Source organism: Clostridium transplantifaecale (genome assembly GCF_900626075.1).
Classification (GTDB): domain Bacteria; phylum Bacillota; class Clostridia; order Lachnospirales; family Lachnospiraceae; genus Otoolea; species Otoolea transplantifaecalis.
In genome coordinates, this window is sequence record NZ_UYZY01000004.1 from 410983 (window position 1) to 430244 (window position 19262).

A 19262-nucleotide genomic window follows, 5' to 3' on the forward strand; every position below is an offset into this window, starting at 1 on the left:
ACTATATTGTCATTATAACGGACTGATACTCACGTGTCAAGAAAAATTATCGTATTCATTGTTAGTTTTGTGTAATTTTTCAGAAAAAGCGGTAAAAACTCAGCAGAGTGAACAAAAAAAGGGGATTTAGTTGAGATGCGAGGACGCCTCTGTAAGACGGCGGACGGGGGAGTGGGAGGTTGTGTATGAGTCTTCAGTCCCGGTTTGCAGGTTGTCGTGAGGGGGAATCCAGGAGAAAAAATTCCTGCGGGGACTCGCTTCCGCTGGTGGAATGCGCAGCGGGTGCTAGATTCGAAAATACCTCATCAAGCACCGGCGGATTCCAAGGTCCCCTTCGGAAAGTTTTCTCCTTCCTTCCCCGGGCAGGTTGTCGGCGGGACTGAAGACTCAGCGAAGGTCATTGCCCCGTCCGCCGGCTTCAGGGGCTGATTGTCTCTTTTGTCAAGTGCGGTGGTGGTATTGTCGCGGCCACGATATAGTCGTGATTCTTTTACATGCTGACGGCATCCTGGGCTATATAAAAAGAGTATCAAAATAAACACTCTAAGATTATAAGAGTATAATTTTACATAGTCTTATAGCGAACAGGATGTAGTTTTCAGGCATCCAGAGCAACGTAGTGGCAGCGACAAGTGCCTCCCCTCTTGAAGAAAGAGGACAGATCAGGCGCCGCAGGCCAGGGGCCGGGCAGCCGTCTTGGCTGGGGCTTTTGTCCCGGCCATAACCTTCCAGCGGGGTAGAAGGGAGAAAAAGATTCCGGAGGGAACCTGGGAGTTCATTGGTACTTACCGAGGTGTTTTCGAGGTTAGTACCATTATGTACTCCAACGAGCGCGAGCGTTTCCCGCAGGAACTTTTTCTGCCCGGATTCCCCGCCCGCGACACCCTGACGCCCGGGACGAAAGACTCATCGATCCCCCTCACCACCCCGGCCCCTGGCCTGACGGCGGCGTCCTCATTTCTCAATCAAATCCACCAACGAATGATTACGAAAACCCGAACAATAAATAGGACTCATTGCATATTTCCTGAAAATGTTGTAGTATAAATCTATCTTGTATTGAAGAGAAAAGGAGCCTGTATTATGGAAAAAGAAGTGCGTCTGATCCAGTCTATCCAGAGGGCATTTGATATTATCAACTGTTTCAGTGATCAGACACCGAAGTTGACTTTGCCGAAAATCAGTGAGATGCTGTCCCTGAATATCAATACGACCAGGGGAATTGTCAATACGCTGGTGGCTAATGGTTATCTGGAACATGATGGAGAAGCAAATATTTATTCGTTGGGACCTGTATTTATTCCCAAGGCGGATTTGGTGAGTTCCAATGATATGGATCGCGTCAAGAAGCTGGCCAGGCCGTATCTGGAGCAGATTTCCAATGCGTTTCAGGTATCAGCCCGTCTTCAGGTGGTCTCTAATTATAATATTTTTACGATTGAAAACATCAATCCTGAAAACGCACATTACATTCTTCTCACGCGCTTAAACACGACCTTTGCGTTGAATGCCACCGCATCAGGAAAGCTGCTTCTGTATTATATGGGGGAGCGCCAGAGGGAACGGTATTTTAGGACGCTGGACAAGCGCATGTATACAAAGAACACGCTTGTAACCAGGGAAGATTTGCAAAAAGAGCTGGATAAGATTGAAAAGTGGGGATATGCCACGGAATTTGAAGAAATAGGGCTTGGAATCAGCAGTATTGCCATTCCGGTCATGAAGAAGAACGGGGCGATCTACGGGACGATCAGTATCGTGGCATCCAGTTCCATTGTGATGCCGATTATCCAGGATGTTATCATTCCAATGAGGGAATGCGCGGCATTTGTGACAGAGAATCTTTTGCTCTAGTGAACAAAGAAGTGACTTGAAAGACAAAGGAAAAAGTATTTGTGTATTTGAAACCGTTCGGTCAGCAAGGCCGAAAGACCGTATCCAATCAGATGACGGAGCATCCGGGAGAAGGAGCGGACAGAAACTCATTTAAGCAAATTTAAGAAGGGCAGGAATTCCAGGAAAATGGAATTCTTACCCTTCTTTTAATATGTTTTTTCTCATGCAGGCTGATTTTTAATAAAATACACCTCTTAAGAAAACGGTATTATTTTAATTCTGCTTTTCTGGCGGCCAGACCATTCATGAAATAGAGCGCCATCCATACGCCTGTGTGGGCAGATGTCTGTGCACCGCAGGTTTCCGGGTAAATCTCTACAAAGTCAAATGCGTTGGCTCCGGCCCTGCCGCATTCGTTGACCATCATAGCCAGTTCAAAGGATGTAACGCCGCATGGATCAACCGGTCCCTGTGGATTGGCGGAAGCATCCAATACGTCGGAGCAGATGGTTACATAGATTACGTCCGTATCTTTAGACACAATTTCCAGGGCTTTCTTAATGGAAGCCTCGTATCCGTTCTTTTTGATTTCCATAGCCGGAATAACGGTTGCGCCGTATTTCTCGGCTTCCCTTCTCTCCTGCGGATGATTTCTAGGTCCTCTGATTCCGATATGTACGATCTTGGTGGAATCAAAGTTCTCATCCTGATACAGGCGGTTGAAAGGAGAGCATCTGGAATAAAGGTCGTCACCAAAGGACGGCATTGTATCAAGATGTGCGTCAAAATGGATAACGCCGACTCTCTTTTTATGGCGTTTTGCCAGCTCGCTGATCATTGGGTAGGAGATGGAGTGATCGCCGCCAAATGTAATCGGAATCGCGCCCGCATCAATGATCTCGCCGAATTTCTCACGCATTTTTGCAAACGTCAGGTCATAGTTGCCGTTCTGAACAACGGTGTCGCCGTAATCGCAGGCGGTCAGATAATCAAATGTATCTATATCATAATCAGGAAGATAACCTGTATAGCGTGTCGATACGGCACGGAATGTTTTTGGCGCTACGACGCAGGAAGAGTATCCGCCATATGTACAACCGCCTTCCCACGGAACACCCATAACGGCGAAATCAAACTGTTTTACATCTTCCGCTGTCTTTGCTACCGGCAGTCCCATAAAAGACGGTACTCCGCTGTAAATTTCCTGTGGCACTACCCCCGGCTGATAGATAATTGGCTTATTCTGCATAATAAAAAACTCCTTTCATGGACGAAATATAGTACTTTGAAAAACGACATTGTAATTTTGTAAACGATATTATCATAATCTGACTATATCACTACGCTGTTAAAATGTCAATAGGCATGTAACATTTTTTCCCTCATATACTTATAATAATAAGGCGATCCGGCCCTTATCCACGGCAGTTTTGCCAGGATTTTTCCGGGCCGGCGAATAGTCTGAAAATTATATTTTGCCGAGGTGGTCAAATGAAATTTATGGAACAAAGAAAGAGGGAACCGTCGGAGAGGCATTCCGGCCATCATCTGCCTATAGCGGAAAACGCGCTGTTCTGGATGCTGCTGGTGCTTTTGTCAATCGGCTGCATCACATCTCTGTATGAAAAATCCATACATAAGGGGGATGCGTCCAGCGTCTCATCACAGAGCGTATTTAAATATGTCAAAGCCGCAGGCAGGAATTATCAGATTAAGGAAAGAAGGCTTCCCATTTACTGCGTGAAGACGGATAAACCACAGGTGGCGCTGACGTTTGACGCGGCCTGGGGAAATGAGGATACACGCCGGCTCATGGATATCCTGGGGGCTCACAATATCAAGGTTACTTTTTTTATGACAGGCGGATGGGTGGAAAAATATCCGGAGGATGTCCGCTACATTGCGGGGCAGGGGCATGAGCTTGGAAATCACAGTGAAAATCACAAGAATATGAGCCAGCTCGATAAATCAAAGATAAAGTCAGAACTGCAGACGGTGCATGACAAAGTGAAAAAACTGACGGGAGAAGATATGACGCTGTTCAGACCTCCTTACGGTGACTATAATAATAATGTGATAGAAGTGGTCGATTCCATGGGATATTATCCGATTCAGTGGGATATAGACAGTTTAGATTGGAAGGACTACGGCGCCGATTCGATTGTGAATAAAGTCCTGGACGATCCGCATCTCGGCAATGGAAGCATTATTCTGATGCACAATGGAGCGAAGTATACCCCGGATGCCCTGGAAGCGGTCATAACGGGGCTGCAGCAAAAAGGATTTGAAATTGTTCCGGTATCGTCTCTTATATGGAAAGAAAATTTTCATCTCGATCAGGAGGGACGTCAGTTTACTGATTAAGATTGCTTATTTTACTGTTCTGTTTTATACTGTATTTATGGATAAAACACTGATAAAACCAAAAACAATCCAGAAATTAACAGATTACATTTTGATTTGTAACGGAAGTGTTTGGGAAGGGGAGGCATTTCTATTCAGAGCCCCCTATGAAGCTTATAATTCAAAAGTGATTGACACGGTGAAAATAACGGGTATTACTGTATTCAGTGGTCTATCGATTCTTTAGACAGGCACTGGAGACAATTATTAAAGAAATATAGGCCAGAGGATATACAATTGTACCCGTCTCAGAACTGATTTACACCAGGGATTACAAACTGGATGTCTATGGAATCCAGCATTCCACGAAAGCACAAGAGACTGAATAATAGATTTTTAACGGAGCGTATGTCGTGCTGATATGGAAAAAAGTTCTGCCTTTACACAGAACATACGTTCTGATATAATGGGTTTATTAAACAGCAGGAGCCGCCGCACGGTTCCTGTTTCAGACAGGAATTATATGTTTCTAAATTTACCGGAGGTGGAAACATGGGACAGGTTGTATTTCATGTGGATGTGAACAGTGCATTTCTTTCCTGGGAAGCTGTTTACCGGCTGAGGCACCTGGGAGGAACCAGGGATTTAAGGGAAGGAATCTGCGCTGTGGGCGGCGACAGCAGCAAGCGCCGCGGCATTATACTGGCAAAGTCCATAAAGGCGAAGCAATTTGGCGTCCGGACGGGGGAATCCATCATGGAAGCGCGAAAGAAATGTCCCCAGCTGGAACTTGTGCCGGCTCATTATAATCTTTATAAAGAGTCGTCGCAGGCGTTTATGGATATGCTGAGAGAGTATTCCCCCAACGTGGAACCGTACAGTATTGATGAGGCCTTTATGGATATGACGGGAATGGAGAAACTGTTCGGGCCGCCGGAAGAAGCGGCTAACCGCATCCGGGAGAGGATTGAGTCGGAGCTTGGATTTACCGTCAATATCGGCGTATCCTCCAATAAACTGCTGGCAAAGATGGCCTCGGATTTTAAGAAACCCAACCTGGTGCACACGCTTTTTCAGGATGAGATTGCAGAGAAGATGTGGCCCCTGCCCGTGAGGGAACTGTTTTTTGTCGGCCGGGCAACCGAGCAGAAGCTCTCGGCTATGGGGATCCACACGATCGGGGAGCTGGCGAATACGGAACTGTCCATAATAACCAGTCATTTGAAAAAGCACGGCGAGGTGATCTGGAATTTTGCCAACGGCGAGGCTCCCGATCTGGTGGAGCCGGAAGCGCCCGACAATAAGGGATACGGCAACAGCACGACGATTTCTTTTGACGTGACGGACGCGCAGATCGCGAAGATGGTGCTGCTGTCTCTGGCGGAGACCGTCGGAACGCGGCTCAGAAGCCATGGAGTTAAGGCGGAAGTGGTCTCGGTATCAATTAAGAACAACCTCCTGCAGTCGCAGGGGCACCAGATGGTGCTGGCGGCACCCACCAATATTACGGCGGAGCTCTATCAGGCGGCTTGCCGTCTTTTTGAGGAGCTGTGGGATGGGGCGCCAATCCGCCATCTTGGGATACAGACTACCAGAATTAAGGAAGAGAGCGCCCGCCAGATGAGCATTTTCGATACGACGGACTACGAAAAACTGGAGAAGTTAGACAGGGCCGTGGATGCCATCCGCGGTAAATTCGGTACGGATGCCGTCAAAAGGGCTTCATTCCTTCCTCCTGATATCAATGATAAGGAAGAGAAGGACAACGGGAAAGTGAGCGTGCAGGGGACAAAAACTGCATTGGTTCCTGAAGAACGAAATCCGAAAGACGATTCTGTCAAAGATCAGGATAAGACGAACAAAACGAATAAAATGGCCGGGAAAGCGGAAACTAGGAAGAGAGCAGGAAGAATAGACCATATGTCGGGCGGAATTTCCAGGGAGAAGCTGACCGTGGATTACAGCAGAATTAAGATAGATTAGCGTTACTGTTCACATCGCATTACGCTGTGAACAATAACACGCTTCGCGATGCACAGAAATGGCAAAGAACGCCATTTCGCGCCGCAGAACTCGGGATTTTCACGAAAAGCACGTGAAAACACCTCGCGGAATACATCCCGAGTGAACAGTAACAGATTAACCACAGCCGTGCGAACTCTGGAAAAAGGACAGTTCTTATGGTAATATTTATAGTGGACAATAACCAATATATGAATGAAAGAGGGATTGTGATGGCAAAGGAAATCATATTTAAGATGGAGAGGCCGGGACTTGTGGAGCAGGGCCAGGAGGTCGAGGTGAGCGAATCAGTCACCCCTTTTAACGTTAACTATATGATAGAACCGGCCGTGGCGATGTCGGGGCTTTTCAAGCTCAACAACAGATTAAAAACGGAGAACGGGGTTACAAGGGGAATTGTGAAGGAAATTGTAGAAAATGACCGGGGTTTTTACGTGACCGTCACGTTTCCGGAGGAGTAAGTTTGTAGAAATTTGTAAATTTTTGTAAATTTATGTTGACAAACAATTGAATTTACAGGTGCATTGTGATAAAGTGTGTGGGAAAAAGATAACCGACAGAGAAGGAAGTGTGACCCAAGATGAAAAAAATACCACAGGATCCGATTATGTGCCTGAGTTTTATTAATACTCAGCTCCGCGACTATTATTCCAGCCTGGAATCACTTTGTGACGACTTGATGGTGGACCGGCAGGAGCTGGAGAAAAAACTGGCAGAGGCCGGTTACTGTTACGACAAAGGCCAGAACCGTTTTCGATGATATGACTAAAAGACAAAAGATGAACGAGAATAGGGGATGCGGCGAAAATAAAGGATTTACACTGTTGGAACTGGTTGTATCCGTATCGATACTTGCCATATTGGTAGGGATGGCGGCACCTGTTTTGGCAAAGTACATTGAAAAAGCCCGGGAACAGCGCTATATGACGGAAGCGGAAAGCGTCAGCCTGGCCACACAGCTTTATATGATAGATATGGAAGCAGCCGGGACTCCGCTGACACAGGAAAAATTAGCAGCTCAGCTATGTGAGATTGAAGTATCTTCAAAGAGACATGTGCTGAATCCGTACCTGACGAGGAGAGCCACCATGGGAGCGGAAATACAGGAATTCCATTTTGTGAAATCCGTGCTGGTTGAATTTGTTTACGCCGTGGATGGCTACAAAATCTCTGTAAAGCTGGCGGGGGATATTTCCATCGTGAGGGAAAAGCCGGATATCAGTATAACAAAAACAGGAGTGACAGAGGACGGTGAATAGCCGGAGCAGGTTAGAACAGATTCCGGTTTGAAGAATAGGACGGAGTGAATACAGTGGGCGTGATTGGAACGATTTTTGATGGAGCGGTGTCGGTCTGGACATGGCTTCTGGAACATCTGATTTTTGTCAATTTAATATTGTCGATTATTATCGTATTTTTCAGGAGGCATGATCCGAAGACGGTTTGGACGTGGCTTCTGGCTTTGTATTTCATTCCGGTATTTGGCATTCTCTTTTATCTGTTTTTTGACCAGGATTTCAGGAAGAGCAAGATGTTCAGGATTAAAGAGGTGGAGGACCGTCTCAAATATTCGGCTAAAAACCAGGAAGAATTCATCAAAAGCCAGGACATGGGACTTCTGGGTTCCCTGGCCGGAGGATATGCGGATTTGGTTCTTTATAACCTGGAGGTATCCGGAGCAGTGCTGACGATGAATAACCATGTGGAAATTTTTACAGACGGCGTGGAGAAGTTTGACGATTTAAAAGAAGAACTTAAGAAGGCCAGACGTTATATCCATATTCAGTACTATATTATAAAGAATGATGAACTGTTTGATTCAATGATTCCGATCCTGCTTGAGAAGGTGAGGGAGGGCGTCGAAGTCAGGATTCTGTACGACGGGATGGGCGGCCGTTTTATGCCGAAGCGAAAATGGAAGATGCTTGAGGAAGCCGGCATTGGGATTGCAAGCTTCTTCCCGCCGATTCTGGGCCGTCTCAATTTCCGTGTGAATTACAGAAACCACAGGAAGATTGTTGTGATTGACGGCCGCGTCGGCTATGTCGGCGGCTTTAATATCGGCCGGGAATATATCTCTAAGGATCCAAAGTTCGGATACTGGCGGGATACCCATCTGAAAATTTACGGCGAGGCGGTAATCGGCCTGCAGCTCCGTTTTGCCCAGGACTGGAATTATGCGGCGGGGGAGAATCTGTTTAAGGATATGAGCTATTTTAATGAGACGGCCGATTTGACGGAACCTGCGCTGATTGACAGTATGGCCGGAATCCAGATCGTTTCCAGCGGACCCGATACCCAGACCAGGCAGATACGCGATAATTACCTGGAACTGTTCCATAAGGCCAGGCATCATATCTATATTCAGACACCTTATTTTGTCCCGGATGATGCCGTTCTGTCAGCCATTCAGATTGCGGCCCGCTCCGGCGTGGATGTGCGTCTGATGATTCCGTGCAAACCGGATCATCCGTTTGTGTACTGGGCCACCTATTCCTATGTGGGCGATCTGCTGAAGGCGGGAGCCAGATGCTACACGTATGAGAACGGTTTTCTTCATGCCAAAGGCGTTTCCGTGGACGGTTTTGTGAGCTGTTACGGTACGGCTAATATGGATATCCGAAGTTTTGAACTGAATTTTGAAGTTAATGCGGTCATCTATGACGAGGCTACGACGGAACGCTTGGAAGAGGCATTCCTGAATGATCTTCCGCTGTGCAGGGAGATTACACCGGAGGATTATGAGGCCAGGGGGCTTGTGATCCGTTTTAAGGAACAGTGCAGCCGCCTGCTGTCTCCGCTTTTATAGAGCGGATTAAGAGTTACAAGAGGTGTTACAGTTTACGTCGGATATACTGCGCGGGCGTGCTACGGATTACGGAGCAACAGCAGCACTGCCAAAGAACGCCATTTCGCGCCGCAGAACTCGGGATTTTCACGAAAAACACGTGAAAACACCTCGCGGAATACATCCCGAGTGAACAGTAACCCAACGGTTCTTTACAGGCATTTTACAGACAGGAAAAGCTTGTAAAAGAGCCGTTATTTTTATATAATAGAACGGATAGAGAGGTGAAGATATGATACGTTTTATATTAGTGGCATCAACTGTAATTGGTTTCCTTATTTTTTCCACAGGACTTTTGCATAAACTGAAAAAGACAGGCAAAAGTGACCAGGAGAAGATGGAGCGGGAGAGTCTGCGCATTGTGCAGAAAGTATTCCGTTTTATACTTAAAATGTCGGGAGTGACCGTGACCGTCAAAGGGATGGAGAATGTGCCGGAAGGACAGCCTGTCCTGTATGTGGGAAACCACAGAAGTTATTTTGATATTCTTGTTGGTTATACGACAGTGCCGAGCTTACTTGGGTTTGTAGCAAAGAAAGAGATGAAGCGGTATCCGCTGCTTTCCGACTGGATGACTAATGTCAACTGCCTGTTCCTGGATCGCAAGAACCTGAAAGAGGGGCTTAAGACAATCCTGGAAGGAATCGAAAAGGTAAAGAGGGGCGTTTCCATCTGGATTTTTCCGGAGGGAACGAGAAACAGAGGGGAAGATCTCCTGGAGCTCCTGCCTTTTAAAGAAGGAAGCTTAAAGATTGCCGAGAAATCAGGATGCCCGGTAATACCGGTCGCCATCACCGGAACGGCGGAGATATTTGAAAAACATTTTCCCATTATCAGGCCGGCCCATGTGACGATTGAGTTTGGACAGCCGTTTATTATCAAGGAACTGCCTCCGGAGGAGCGCAAGTTTGTAGGGGCATATACGAGAAAGCAGATTATCAGAATGCTTGAAAAGGAGCAGCATGGACTTACAGGAAATCAGAATTAAACTGGATGGAATCGATACACAGATTGAGAAGCTTTTTGAAGAGAGAATGAGACTCTGCGCGGATGTGGCGGAGTATAAGATTGAGACGGGCAAGGCTGTTTACGACGCTAAGCGCGAACAGGAGAAGATAGAAACCCTGACCGGGATGGCAGAGGGTGATTTTAATAAACAGGCGGTCGGGGAGCTTTTTCTCCAGATGATGACACTGAGCCGCCGGTACCAGTACCAGACGATGGCGGGGCGCATCGGCCTGATGGAGCTGGGCTTTGAGAAAGTGAAGAAACTGGACACTGCGGGAAAAAGGATTGCATTCCAGGGATTAGAAGGGGCCTATGGCCATGCCGCTGCGCTGCAATACTTTGGCAAAGCGGCCGATATCCACCACGTCCGCAGGTTTGAAGACCTGATGATAGAGGTGAAGGAGGGCCGGGCCGATTACAGTGTGCTTCCGATCGAGAACTCCTCCGCAGGAGCCGTTACGGATAACTATGATCTGCTTTTAAAGTATAACAATTACATAGTGGCGGAAACTTTTGTTCCGGTAAACCACTTCCTGCTTGGGACGCAGGATGCCTCCATTGAGGATATCCGGCGCGTATATGCCCATCCCCAGGCGCTGATGCAGAGCTCCGGATTCCTGAACGGAAGGGAGAACTGGCAGCAGCTCAGCATGGAGAATAATGCGGTCGCCGCCAAGAAGATCAGGGATGAGAACGACAGGACCCAGGCTGCGGTGGCAAGTGAGATAGCAGGGGAAATCTACGGCTTAAAACCGCTTGCCACTTCCATCAACAACAGTAAAGAGAACACGACGCGTTTCCTGATTTTGTCGGCTGAGCCGGTATTTAGGGAAGACGCCGAGAAGATTAGCATCTGTTTTGAACTTCCCCACAAGATTGGTACTCTTTACAACATACTGGGGAACTTTATTTTTAATCACGTCAACATGAGGATGATCGAGTCACGTCCGGTTCCCGGGCGTAACTGGGAATACCGTTTCTTTGTCGACATAGAAGGAAATCTGGAGAATCCGGGAGTCATTAATGCGCTTTACGGCATATCACAGGAAGCGAAGAACATGAGAATTCTCGGTAATTATTGACGGTACGGTATTTCGGCTCAGCCGGAAAGAGGGCAGCATGGAAGAGATAATGAGGAAAGAAAACGGAAAAACACAGGGGAATCAGATGATTCTCTACAGAAATTTAAAATATCAGAACTTATTTGACGACGTATGCGCACTGCTGGCATCGGACAGGGGCCCTGAGGCCCCGGATGCCTTTGCCTGTGCCAACTGTCTGATAGAACTGGCAGTGACCTATGGTTTTAAAGGAAATCTATGGCACTGCTTTTTGGCATTCTGTATGGCGAACCATGAGAACGCCTACAGCACTTCATGTGAGATTACAGGCCCTGTAAAAGGCACATTAAATGAACTGGCGGTTCATGATTTCCGGTTGATGAGGGAGCTTTTTTCATGTGACATCGCTGCTCTGGACGAAGGGGACGACGGCATCTGGCATCTGATGAAGCGGTATCAGAGTTCATCGGATGAGAGCCGGGTGTTCAACCGGAGAATCCGCGACAGGATTGTGGAGCTGGCCGCGGCGCTTGAGAGCGCAGGCGACGACAGGACGTTCCAGGCTACGGTGACCGAGTTTTACAGAGAATTCGGCGTCGGCAAATTTGGCCTTAATAAGGCGTTCCATATCAGCATGAATGAAAACAGCCCAAAGGCATCGATTGAGCCGATCACCAGGGTGGAGCATATTTATCTGGAGGATCTCGTCGGATACGAGATGCAGAAAGCAAAACTCATCGAAAATACGGAATCATTTATCGAAGGCAGGGCTGCCAACAATGTACTTTTGTTTGGCGACAGCGGCACGGGAAAATCTTCCAGCATTAAGGCAATTCTGAATAAATATTATGACCGGGGATTGCGGATGATAGAAGTATATAAGCATCAGTTCCACAGCCTGTCGGATGTGCTGGAGCAGATTAAGGACCGTAACTACAAATTTATTATCTATATGGATGACTTGTCTTTTGAGGAATATGAGATAGAGTACAAATATCTGAAAGCGATTATCGAGGGCGGGCTGGGAATCAAACCTCTGAATGTCCTGATTTACGCAACCTCCAACAGGCGCCATCTGATCCGGGAAAAGTTCAGTGATAAACGTGAGCTGGACGATGATCTGCATGTCAACGACACGGTGCAGGAAAAATTATCCCTGGTGGCCCGGTTTGGAGTGACGATCTATTACGGTTCCCCGGATAAAAAGGAATTCCAGAAGATCGTGAAGGCGCTGGCGGAGAAATACCATGTCAATATACCGGAGGAAGAATTGTATCTGGAGGCAAATAAATGGGAGCTGAGCCATGGAGGACTGTCCGGCAGGACAGCCGCCCAGTTCATCACTTATTTGCTGGGTAAGTTAAAGCTGGAGGAAAAACAGTATGGCAATTAAAACATTTGCTGCGATTGACGTAGGATCGTTTGAGCTGGAACTTGGAATCTATGAGATTTCAGGCAAATACGGCATCAGGGAAATAGACCACCTGCGCCATGTTCTGGCTTTGGGAAAGGATACCTACAATGACGGGAAGATCACCTATGTGCTGGTGGATGAGATGTGCCGGGTGCTGAAGGAATTCATGGATGTCATGAAGACCTACAGGGTTCAGGATTACCGGGCTTATGCCAGCAGTGCGCTGAGGGAGGCCAGAAACAGCCAGATTGTTCTCGACCAGATTCTGGTCCGGACCGGCGTCAGGGTAATACCGATCAATAACTCCGAGCTTCGTTTTATGACGTATAAAGCGGTGGCATCGAAGGACGCGGAGTTTCAGAAGACCGTTCAGACGGGAACTGCGATTGTGGACGTGGGATTTGGAAGTTCCCAGATTTCCCTGTTTGACAAGGATTCTCTCGTATCAACCCAGAACCTGATTCTGGGCGTGCTGCGTCTCAGTGAGATGGCCGCCCACTGGAAGGTCAATTACCAGATGATACCGGAGATAGTTGATGAGCTGGTGGACAATGAGCTTTATACATTTAAAAAGATGTACTTAAAAGACAGACAAATTAAAAATCTGATTGCGACCGGAGAGAGCATTATCTACATGGTCAAGAGAGGAATGAAGGAGGCGAACCGGGACCGGTTTACCGCCGAGCAGTTCAAGGCCTTCTGCAAGAAACTGACCTCGATGTCCGTGGACGAGATAGAGGATTACTATGAGATAGAGCATGACTATGCGGCTCTTCTGATCCCGGGCGCCATTATTTATAAAAAGGTGCTGGATATGCTTGGAGCAGAATCTGTATGGATTCCGGGGATCCGGCTCTGTGACGGGATTGCGGCGGAATATGCGGAGGAAAGCCGCCTTGTAAAATTCCACCATGATTTTGAGGGAGATATTCTCTCCTCAGCCCGCAATATGGCGAAGCGCTATAAGTGCTATGCAGCCCACACCCAGGAAGTGGAGAGGACGGCAGTGGCCATTTTCAACGCGACCAGGAAATATCACGGCCTGGGAAACAGGGAGAGACTGCTGCTGCAGATTGCCGCGATTCTCCATGCCTGCGGTAAATTTGTCAGCATTACAAAAAGCACGGAAAATGCTTACCAGATTATCATGGCAACGGAGATTATCGGCCTTTCCCATCTGGAGAGGGAGATTGTCGCCAACGTCGTGAGATATAATATACAGGAATTTGCCTATGACGAGGTAGTTCTGGAATCCGATTTTTCACGGCATGGGGGAAAGAATATTTCAAGGCGGGAGCTGACTATTATTATCGCAAAGCTGACTGCGATCCTGCGCCTTGCCAATTCCATGGACAGGGGGCATAAGCAGAAGCTTTCCGATTTCAAAGTGGCGGTCAGGGATGGAAACCTGGTAATCACAACGGGCTATACCGACAGTATTGTGTTGGAACGCTTTTCATTCGAGCAGAAGGCCGACTTCTTCGAGGAGATTTTCGGCATCCATCCGGTATTGAGACAGAAAAGGGGGATCTAAGAGATGACAGAAACAGCATCGAAATATACCAGTCCTGAAAATTATGTTAACAGGGAACTGAGCTGGCTGGAATTCAACTACCGCGTTCTGGGAGAGGCCAGGGATAAAACCACGCCGCTGTTTGACCGGCTGAAATTTTTGAGTATTACAGCTTCTAACCTGGATGAATTTTTCATGGTCCGCGTAGCCTCTTTAAAGGATATGATCCATGCCGGATATACAAAGCCCGACATCGCAGGGATGACGGCCGCAAAACAGCTGGAAGCCATCGGAGTTAAGACACATGAACTGGTGGAGGATCAGTATAAGACCTATAACAGGGGTCTTCTTCCGGTTTTAAAACAGAACGGCCTGAAGATAGTGACCTGCCATGAGAACCTGACGAAAAAAGAGGCGGCCTACGTAGATAAGTATTTTGAAGATGTGGTTTATCCGGTTCTTACGCCGATGGCAGTGGATTCCTCGAGGCCGTTTCCGCTGATCCGCAATAAATCCCTGAACATTGCCGCACTGGTGAGAAAGAAAAAGGGAGACAGTGAGCTGGATTTTGCCATGGTCCGTGTGCCGACCGGCCTGCCGAGGGTCGTTGCAATCCCGGATGACGAGAAAAGCGCCGGGGGCGATGGCCAGGAGCAGAAAGAGACGAAGACGACGATTATCTTTCTGGAGGAGATTATTGAACGTAATATCGATAAACTGTTCCTGAACTATGATATCATCTGCTCCCATCCGTTCCGCGTTATGAGAAACGCTGATCTGAGCATTGATGAGGACGAGGCCGAAGATCTGCTGCAGGAGATTGAAAAGCAGCTGAAAAAGCGCCAGTGGGGCGAGGCAATCCGTCTGGATATCGAGGAGAAAGCCGATAAACGCCTTCTGGATATCCTGAAAAATGAGCTGGAAGTGACAAGCGACGAGATATATGAGATAAACGGCCCGCTGGATTTGACCGTGCTTATGAAAGTTTACGGGCTTCCTGGCTATGAAGCGTTCAAGACGCCGGGCTACACTCCGCAGCCGGTACCGGCCCTGATGAACGACGACGATATTTTTACCAATATCAGAAAGGGAGATATTTTCTTATTCCATCCGTATGAGTCGTTTGAACCGGTCGTGGAATTTATCAAATGGGCAGCCAAGGATCCGGATGTTCTGGCTATCAAGCAGACCCTGTACCGAGTCAGCGGAAACTCTCCGATTATTGCAGCCCTTGCGGAAGCGGCGGATAATGGAAAACAGGTTTCCGTTCTTGTGGAGCTGAAGGCACGTTTTGATGAGGAGAATAATATTATCTGGGCGAAGATGCTGGAGAAAGCTGGCTGCCATGTAATATACGGCCTGCTGGGCCTTAAAACCCACAGTAAAATCACGCTGATTGTCAGAAAAGAGGAGGAGGGCATCCGCCGTTACGTCCATCTGGGAACGGGAAACTACAATGATTCCACAGCCAAGCTCTATACGGACTGCGGTCTGTTCACCTGCGATCCGCAGATTGGAGAGGATGCCACGGCCGTATTCAACATGCTGTCGGGCTATTCCGAACCTCTGGGATGGAATAAACTGTCCCTGGCTCCCCTGTGGCTTCGCGGTAAGTTTCTGCGCCTGATTCAGAGGGAGACGAAAAATGCCAGGAACGGAAAGAATGCGAGAATTGTGGCGAAACTGAACTCCCTCTGTGACAAGGAGATCATTGCCAACCTGTATGAGGCGTCCTGCGCAGGTGTTAAGGTGGAACTGATTGTACGCGGCATTTGCTGCCTGAAAGCGGGCGTGCCGGGGCTGAGTGAAAATATTACAGTCTGCTCTATCGTCGGCAATTTCCTGGAGCACAGCCGGATTTTCTTCTTCGAGAACAGCGGGGAACAGAAGGTGTTTATGGGAAGTGCGGACTGGATGCCGAGAAACCTGGATCGGCGTGTGGAAATCCTCTTCCCGGTGGAAGACGAGAAGCTGAAAGAGCGCGTAATCCATATCCTGGATGTCCAGTTAAATGACAATGTGAAGGCCCATTTCCTGCAGCCGGACGGCACCTATGCTAAGAAGGATAAGAGGGGAAAAGCCCTTGTCATCTCCCAGGAAGTATTCTGCGAGGAGGCGATCCAGGCGGCCAGGGCGGAGAAGGATTTGACGGATCCGGTAAAGAACCGGGTGTTTATTCCTCTGGAACAGTAGGAAATTGGGAATGGCGTTATAAAAACATAAAAAACGAAACAGCGATGCTTATCAGGCTTTCTACCGCTTTGATGCATCGCTGTTTCGTTTTTATATTTTCTGAGGACAATATTTCCCCGCACTGTCATACAATAGATAATATCCAGTGGATGATAGCCTGATTGCTGGTAACAACCGGGAGCTCCAGCATTCGGCTGATTCTGTTATGGATTTCGGCGGCACGGAAATTGGTGCAGGAAAGTAAGAGCAGATCCTGTTCTTTTAATTCATCCCTGTATCTGGATGCCATATCCTCGATCTCCTGCGGTTCCACGCGGGCAATCTGTGTATCGTCGGAGATTCCAAGTCCGTAATAGGCTCCGCAGGCGATGTTAAACTCCGCCAGAGTGGCCGCAAAGAATTGGTTAACCTCCCCGGTATAGGGGGTCAGGAGGCCGATCCGCTTTGCTTCAAAGCGCCTGATTTCAGAGAGAACGGCGGAAAATGCATTGGTCACGGGACATTTTAGCCCCTCTTCCATCAGATGGCCGATGCGCTGCAGCCCCTCCTCACCGTAAACCGCTGAGGCCGATGTACAGCCGAACACCGCGCCGTCAAACTGAGTAATGTCTTTCAGGAATGAGACTGCCTTCGGCAGCTCTTCGTCCACCATACGCTTTTCCGCCGCCTCCCCAACTTCATCCAGGCGCATCCTGGCGGTGTGGATAATGACGTTGGAAGGAAGATAAATCTGAAGATCCGTTTCCAGAATGGAATCTGTGTTGGGCAGCAGCAGGGCAATCCTTTTTATATCTCGCTTTGACATCTGTGTACCTCCTGTTCACTTAGAACCGTATGCTTTTGTAGTGATTCAATTATATACATTTTTTGGCATTTCCGTCAATGCATTCTGACGTTTTGCTGGGAAATGGTGTAATATACTGTTATATAAGGAAAATATGGAATGTTTGCGTACACGGTCTGATTCTTTCAGGTTTCTGTTACAGAAGAAGGGCCGGGGAGGGGCCGGGGGCCGGAGAACCTGGAAAACCCTTGATTTGCAAGGGAAGATTTCTCCAAAAATGTAAGAGAAAATTAAAGCAAATTTTTCTGCTGTATGGTAAACTAAAGCTGTATGATTTTCCGGAGAGAAACAAAACGGGAAAATGACAGAAAAGGTTTACTAATGAGGGAGGATTTTTATGTCAGAGATCAACATCTTAGTGGTAGATGATGAAAAGGAAATAGCGGACCTGGTGGAGATTTACCTGGTCAGTGACGGATATAAAGTATTTAAGGCGGATAACGCACAGGCAGGACTCGATATTCTGGAGAAGGAGAGCATTCATCTCGTCCTTCTGGATATCATGATGCCGGGGATGGACGGACTTGAGATGTGCAAGAAGATCAGGGAGACCAACAATATCCCGATTATTATGCTCAGCGCCCGTTCCACGGATCTTGATAAGATTCTGGGACTCGGGACCGGGGCGGACGATTATGTGGTCAAACCGTTTAATCCGTTGGAGCTGACAGCCAGAGTGAAGTCCCAGCTTCGCAGATACACACAGTTAAATCCGCAGAGCAACGTGAGTTCCTCCGCCAAGAATGAGATTTCCATCAAGGGATTGATTATTAACAAGGATAACCACAAGGTGATGGTATATGGGGAAGAGATCAAGCTGACCCCGATTGAATTCGATATCCTCTATCTTCTCGCTTCCAATCCGGGCCGCGTATTCAGCACAGATGAGATATTTGAGAAGGTTTGGAATGAGAAGGTCTATGAAGCCAACAACACAGTTATGGTACATATCAGGCGCCTTCGCGGCAAGATGAAAGAAGACACCAGACAGAATAAGATCATCACTACCGTCTGGGGGGTAGGATACAAGATTGAAAAGTAGTGACATGAGCAAACGGTTTCGTACGAAAATCGTTACAAACATATTTTACAGCGCAGTGATTACCTGCCTGATAGAAGTATTTCTCATCGCGAATGTTTCCATGATCATTGGCTATCTGAAAGAGACAAGATACGCCGATTCCTTTTTTCTGCAGATGACGGAAATCAATACGCTGATGGTCCTCATCTATGTGATTTTGGGGATTGGCGTATTTACCGTGACGTTTATGACCCTGCAGGAGAAAGCGCTGCGCTACATCGGGAAGATCTCTTCCGCCATCCAGAATATTTCGGAGGGTGATCTGAACACAACGGTGGAGGTTACGGGAGATGACGAATTTACCCAGATGGCGGTAAACCTCAACAAGATGATGGAGGATATCCGCAGGCTGATGGATAAAGAGAGGGAAGCGGAGAGGACGAAGAATGAGCTGATCACCAATGTGGCCCATGACCTGAGGACGCCCCTCACATCGATCATCGGATATTTGGAGCTGCTGTCCGGCAAGGTGGAGATTCCGCAGGAGATGCAGAAGAAGTACATTGATATCGCATATGCCAAGTCTAAACGCCTGGAGAAGCTGATCGAGGATTTGTTTGGATTTACCAAGATGAATTATGGTAAGATGAGCATGCATGTGGGGAAGGTGGACGTTGTTAAGCTTTTGAGCCAGCTTCTGGAGGAGTTCTATCCGAGCTTTGTGGACAAGAACCTGTCTTATGAACTTCAGAGCAATGTGCCAGGCAAAGTGATTACGGCGGACGGGAATCTTCTGGCCCGTCTCTTTGACAACCTGATCAACAATGCAATTAAATACGGAGCCGATGGGAAAAGGGTGCTTGTTAAGATACAGGTAGCCGAGCCGACAGTTACAGTTTCCGTCACCAATTACGGTTACGTAATTCCGGCAGATGAACTTCCTTTTATCTTCAACAAGTTCTACAGAGTGGAGCAGTCGCGTTCCACCAACACGGGAGGGACGGGCCTGGGCCTTGCGATTGCCAAAAATATCGTGGACATGCATGGCGGCACGATCCAGGTGACAAGCGATTTGAACGGAACCGTATTCACCGTTAAGCTGAAGACGAACTTTGACGTAAACAAAGAGAATTTTGACACGCCGGCGTAAAGCGGGGGA

Annotated in this window: 16 protein-coding genes; 14 read left to right on the forward strand and 2 right to left on the reverse strand. The window is 47.7% G+C overall.

Annotation, left to right across the window (positions count from 1 at the left end; translation table 11 throughout):
* Window positions 1-1083: 1083 nt before the first annotated feature.
* Window positions 1084-1854, forward strand: a complete 771-nt coding sequence (locus EJL91_RS16810) for an IclR family transcriptional regulator (RefSeq protein ID WP_125143119.1) — start codon at window positions 1084-1086, stop codon at window positions 1852-1854.
* A 250-nt stretch (window positions 1855-2104) separates the two neighbouring features.
* Here the strand turns inward: EJL91_RS16810 and EJL91_RS16815 are convergent, their stop codons facing one another.
* The gene (locus EJL91_RS16815) at window positions 2105-3085 is read right to left on the reverse strand and encodes an agmatinase family protein (protein ID WP_125143120.1); all 981 of its coding nucleotides are present in this window, start codon (window positions 3083-3085) and stop codon (window positions 2105-2107) included.
* A 251-nt stretch (window positions 3086-3336) separates the two neighbouring features.
* Here EJL91_RS16815 and EJL91_RS16820 point away from each other — a divergent pair, with 251 nt between their 5' ends.
* The 11 genes from EJL91_RS16820 (at window position 3337) to EJL91_RS16870 (ending at window position 16238) form a co-directional block, all read left to right on the forward strand.
* Window positions 3337-4200 carry a polysaccharide deacetylase family protein gene (locus EJL91_RS16820; protein WP_243125418.1) on the forward strand — a complete coding sequence of 288 codons (864 nt, stop codon included), beginning with the start codon at window positions 3337-3339 and terminating at the stop codon, window positions 4198-4200.
* A gap of 531 nt (window positions 4201-4731) precedes the next feature.
* The gene (locus EJL91_RS16825) at window positions 4732-6162 is read left to right on the forward strand and encodes a DNA polymerase Y family protein (RefSeq protein WP_125143121.1); all 1431 of its coding nucleotides are present in this window, start codon (window positions 4732-4734) and stop codon (window positions 6160-6162) included.
* A gap of 197 nt (window positions 6163-6359) precedes the next feature.
* Window positions 6360-6662, forward strand: coding sequence for a hypothetical protein (locus tag EJL91_RS16830; RefSeq protein WP_423243449.1), 303 nt, complete (start codon window positions 6360-6362; stop codon window positions 6660-6662).
* A 119-nt stretch (window positions 6663-6781) separates the two neighbouring features.
* Window positions 6782-6961, forward strand: a complete 180-nt coding sequence (locus EJL91_RS16835; RefSeq protein WP_125143122.1) for a DUF4250 domain-containing protein — start codon at window positions 6782-6784, stop codon at window positions 6959-6961.
* A gap of 19 nt (window positions 6962-6980) precedes the next feature.
* The gene (locus tag EJL91_RS16840) at window positions 6981-7460 is read left to right on the forward strand and encodes a type II secretion system protein (protein WP_206429513.1); all 480 of its coding nucleotides are present in this window, start codon (window positions 6981-6983) and stop codon (window positions 7458-7460) included.
* Between the two features lie 44 nt (window positions 7461-7504).
* Window positions 7505-9010 carry a cardiolipin synthase gene (gene cls / locus EJL91_RS16845; protein WP_423243450.1) on the forward strand — a complete coding sequence of 502 codons (1506 nt, stop codon included), beginning with the start codon at window positions 7505-7507 and terminating at the stop codon, window positions 9008-9010.
* Window positions 9011-9281: 271 nt separating this feature from the next.
* Window positions 9282-10037 (forward strand): lysophospholipid acyltransferase family protein, encoded by a 756-nt coding sequence (locus EJL91_RS16850; RefSeq protein ID WP_125143124.1) that lies wholly within the window; start codon window positions 9282-9284, stop codon window positions 10035-10037.
* Window positions 10012-11139, forward strand: coding sequence for a bifunctional chorismate mutase/prephenate dehydratase (locus EJL91_RS16855; protein WP_125143125.1), 1128 nt, complete (start codon window positions 10012-10014; stop codon window positions 11137-11139). Before EJL91_RS16850 ends, EJL91_RS16855 begins: the two co-directional genes overlap by 26 nt.
* Before the next feature lie 37 nt (window positions 11140-11176).
* Window positions 11177-12511 (forward strand): ATP-binding protein, encoded by a 1335-nt coding sequence (locus tag EJL91_RS16860; RefSeq protein ID WP_243125420.1) that lies wholly within the window; start codon window positions 11177-11179, stop codon window positions 12509-12511.
* Window positions 12501-14066 (forward strand): Ppx/GppA phosphatase family protein, encoded by a 1566-nt coding sequence (locus tag EJL91_RS16865; RefSeq protein ID WP_125143126.1) that lies wholly within the window; start codon window positions 12501-12503, stop codon window positions 14064-14066. Before EJL91_RS16860 ends, EJL91_RS16865 begins: the two co-directional genes overlap by 11 nt.
* A 3-nt stretch (window positions 14067-14069) precedes the next feature.
* Window positions 14070-16238: an RNA degradosome polyphosphate kinase gene (locus EJL91_RS16870; protein ID WP_125143127.1), complete on the forward strand. Its 2169-nt coding sequence runs from the start codon at window positions 14070-14072 to the stop codon at window positions 16236-16238.
* A gap of 124 nt (window positions 16239-16362) precedes the next feature.
* On the opposite strand, the gene EJL91_RS16875 is transcribed toward EJL91_RS16870, so the two are convergent.
* Window positions 16363-17043, reverse strand: coding sequence for a maleate cis-trans isomerase family protein (locus EJL91_RS16875; RefSeq protein ID WP_125143128.1), 681 nt, complete (start codon window positions 17041-17043; stop codon window positions 16363-16365).
* A 376-nt stretch (window positions 17044-17419) separates the two neighbouring features.
* On the opposite strand from EJL91_RS16875, the gene EJL91_RS16880 reads away from it, so the two are divergent.
* Both EJL91_RS16880 and EJL91_RS16885 read left to right on the forward strand, forming a co-directional pair.
* On the forward strand, window positions 17420-18124 hold the full coding sequence (locus EJL91_RS16880; RefSeq protein WP_125143129.1) for a response regulator transcription factor: 705 nt from the start codon (window positions 17420-17422) through the stop codon (window positions 18122-18124).
* Window positions 18114-19253, forward strand: a complete 1140-nt coding sequence (locus EJL91_RS16885; protein ID WP_341467021.1) for a sensor histidine kinase — start codon at window positions 18114-18116, stop codon at window positions 19251-19253. Before EJL91_RS16880 ends, EJL91_RS16885 begins: the two co-directional genes overlap by 11 nt.
* Window positions 19254-19262: the final 9 nt, after the last annotated feature.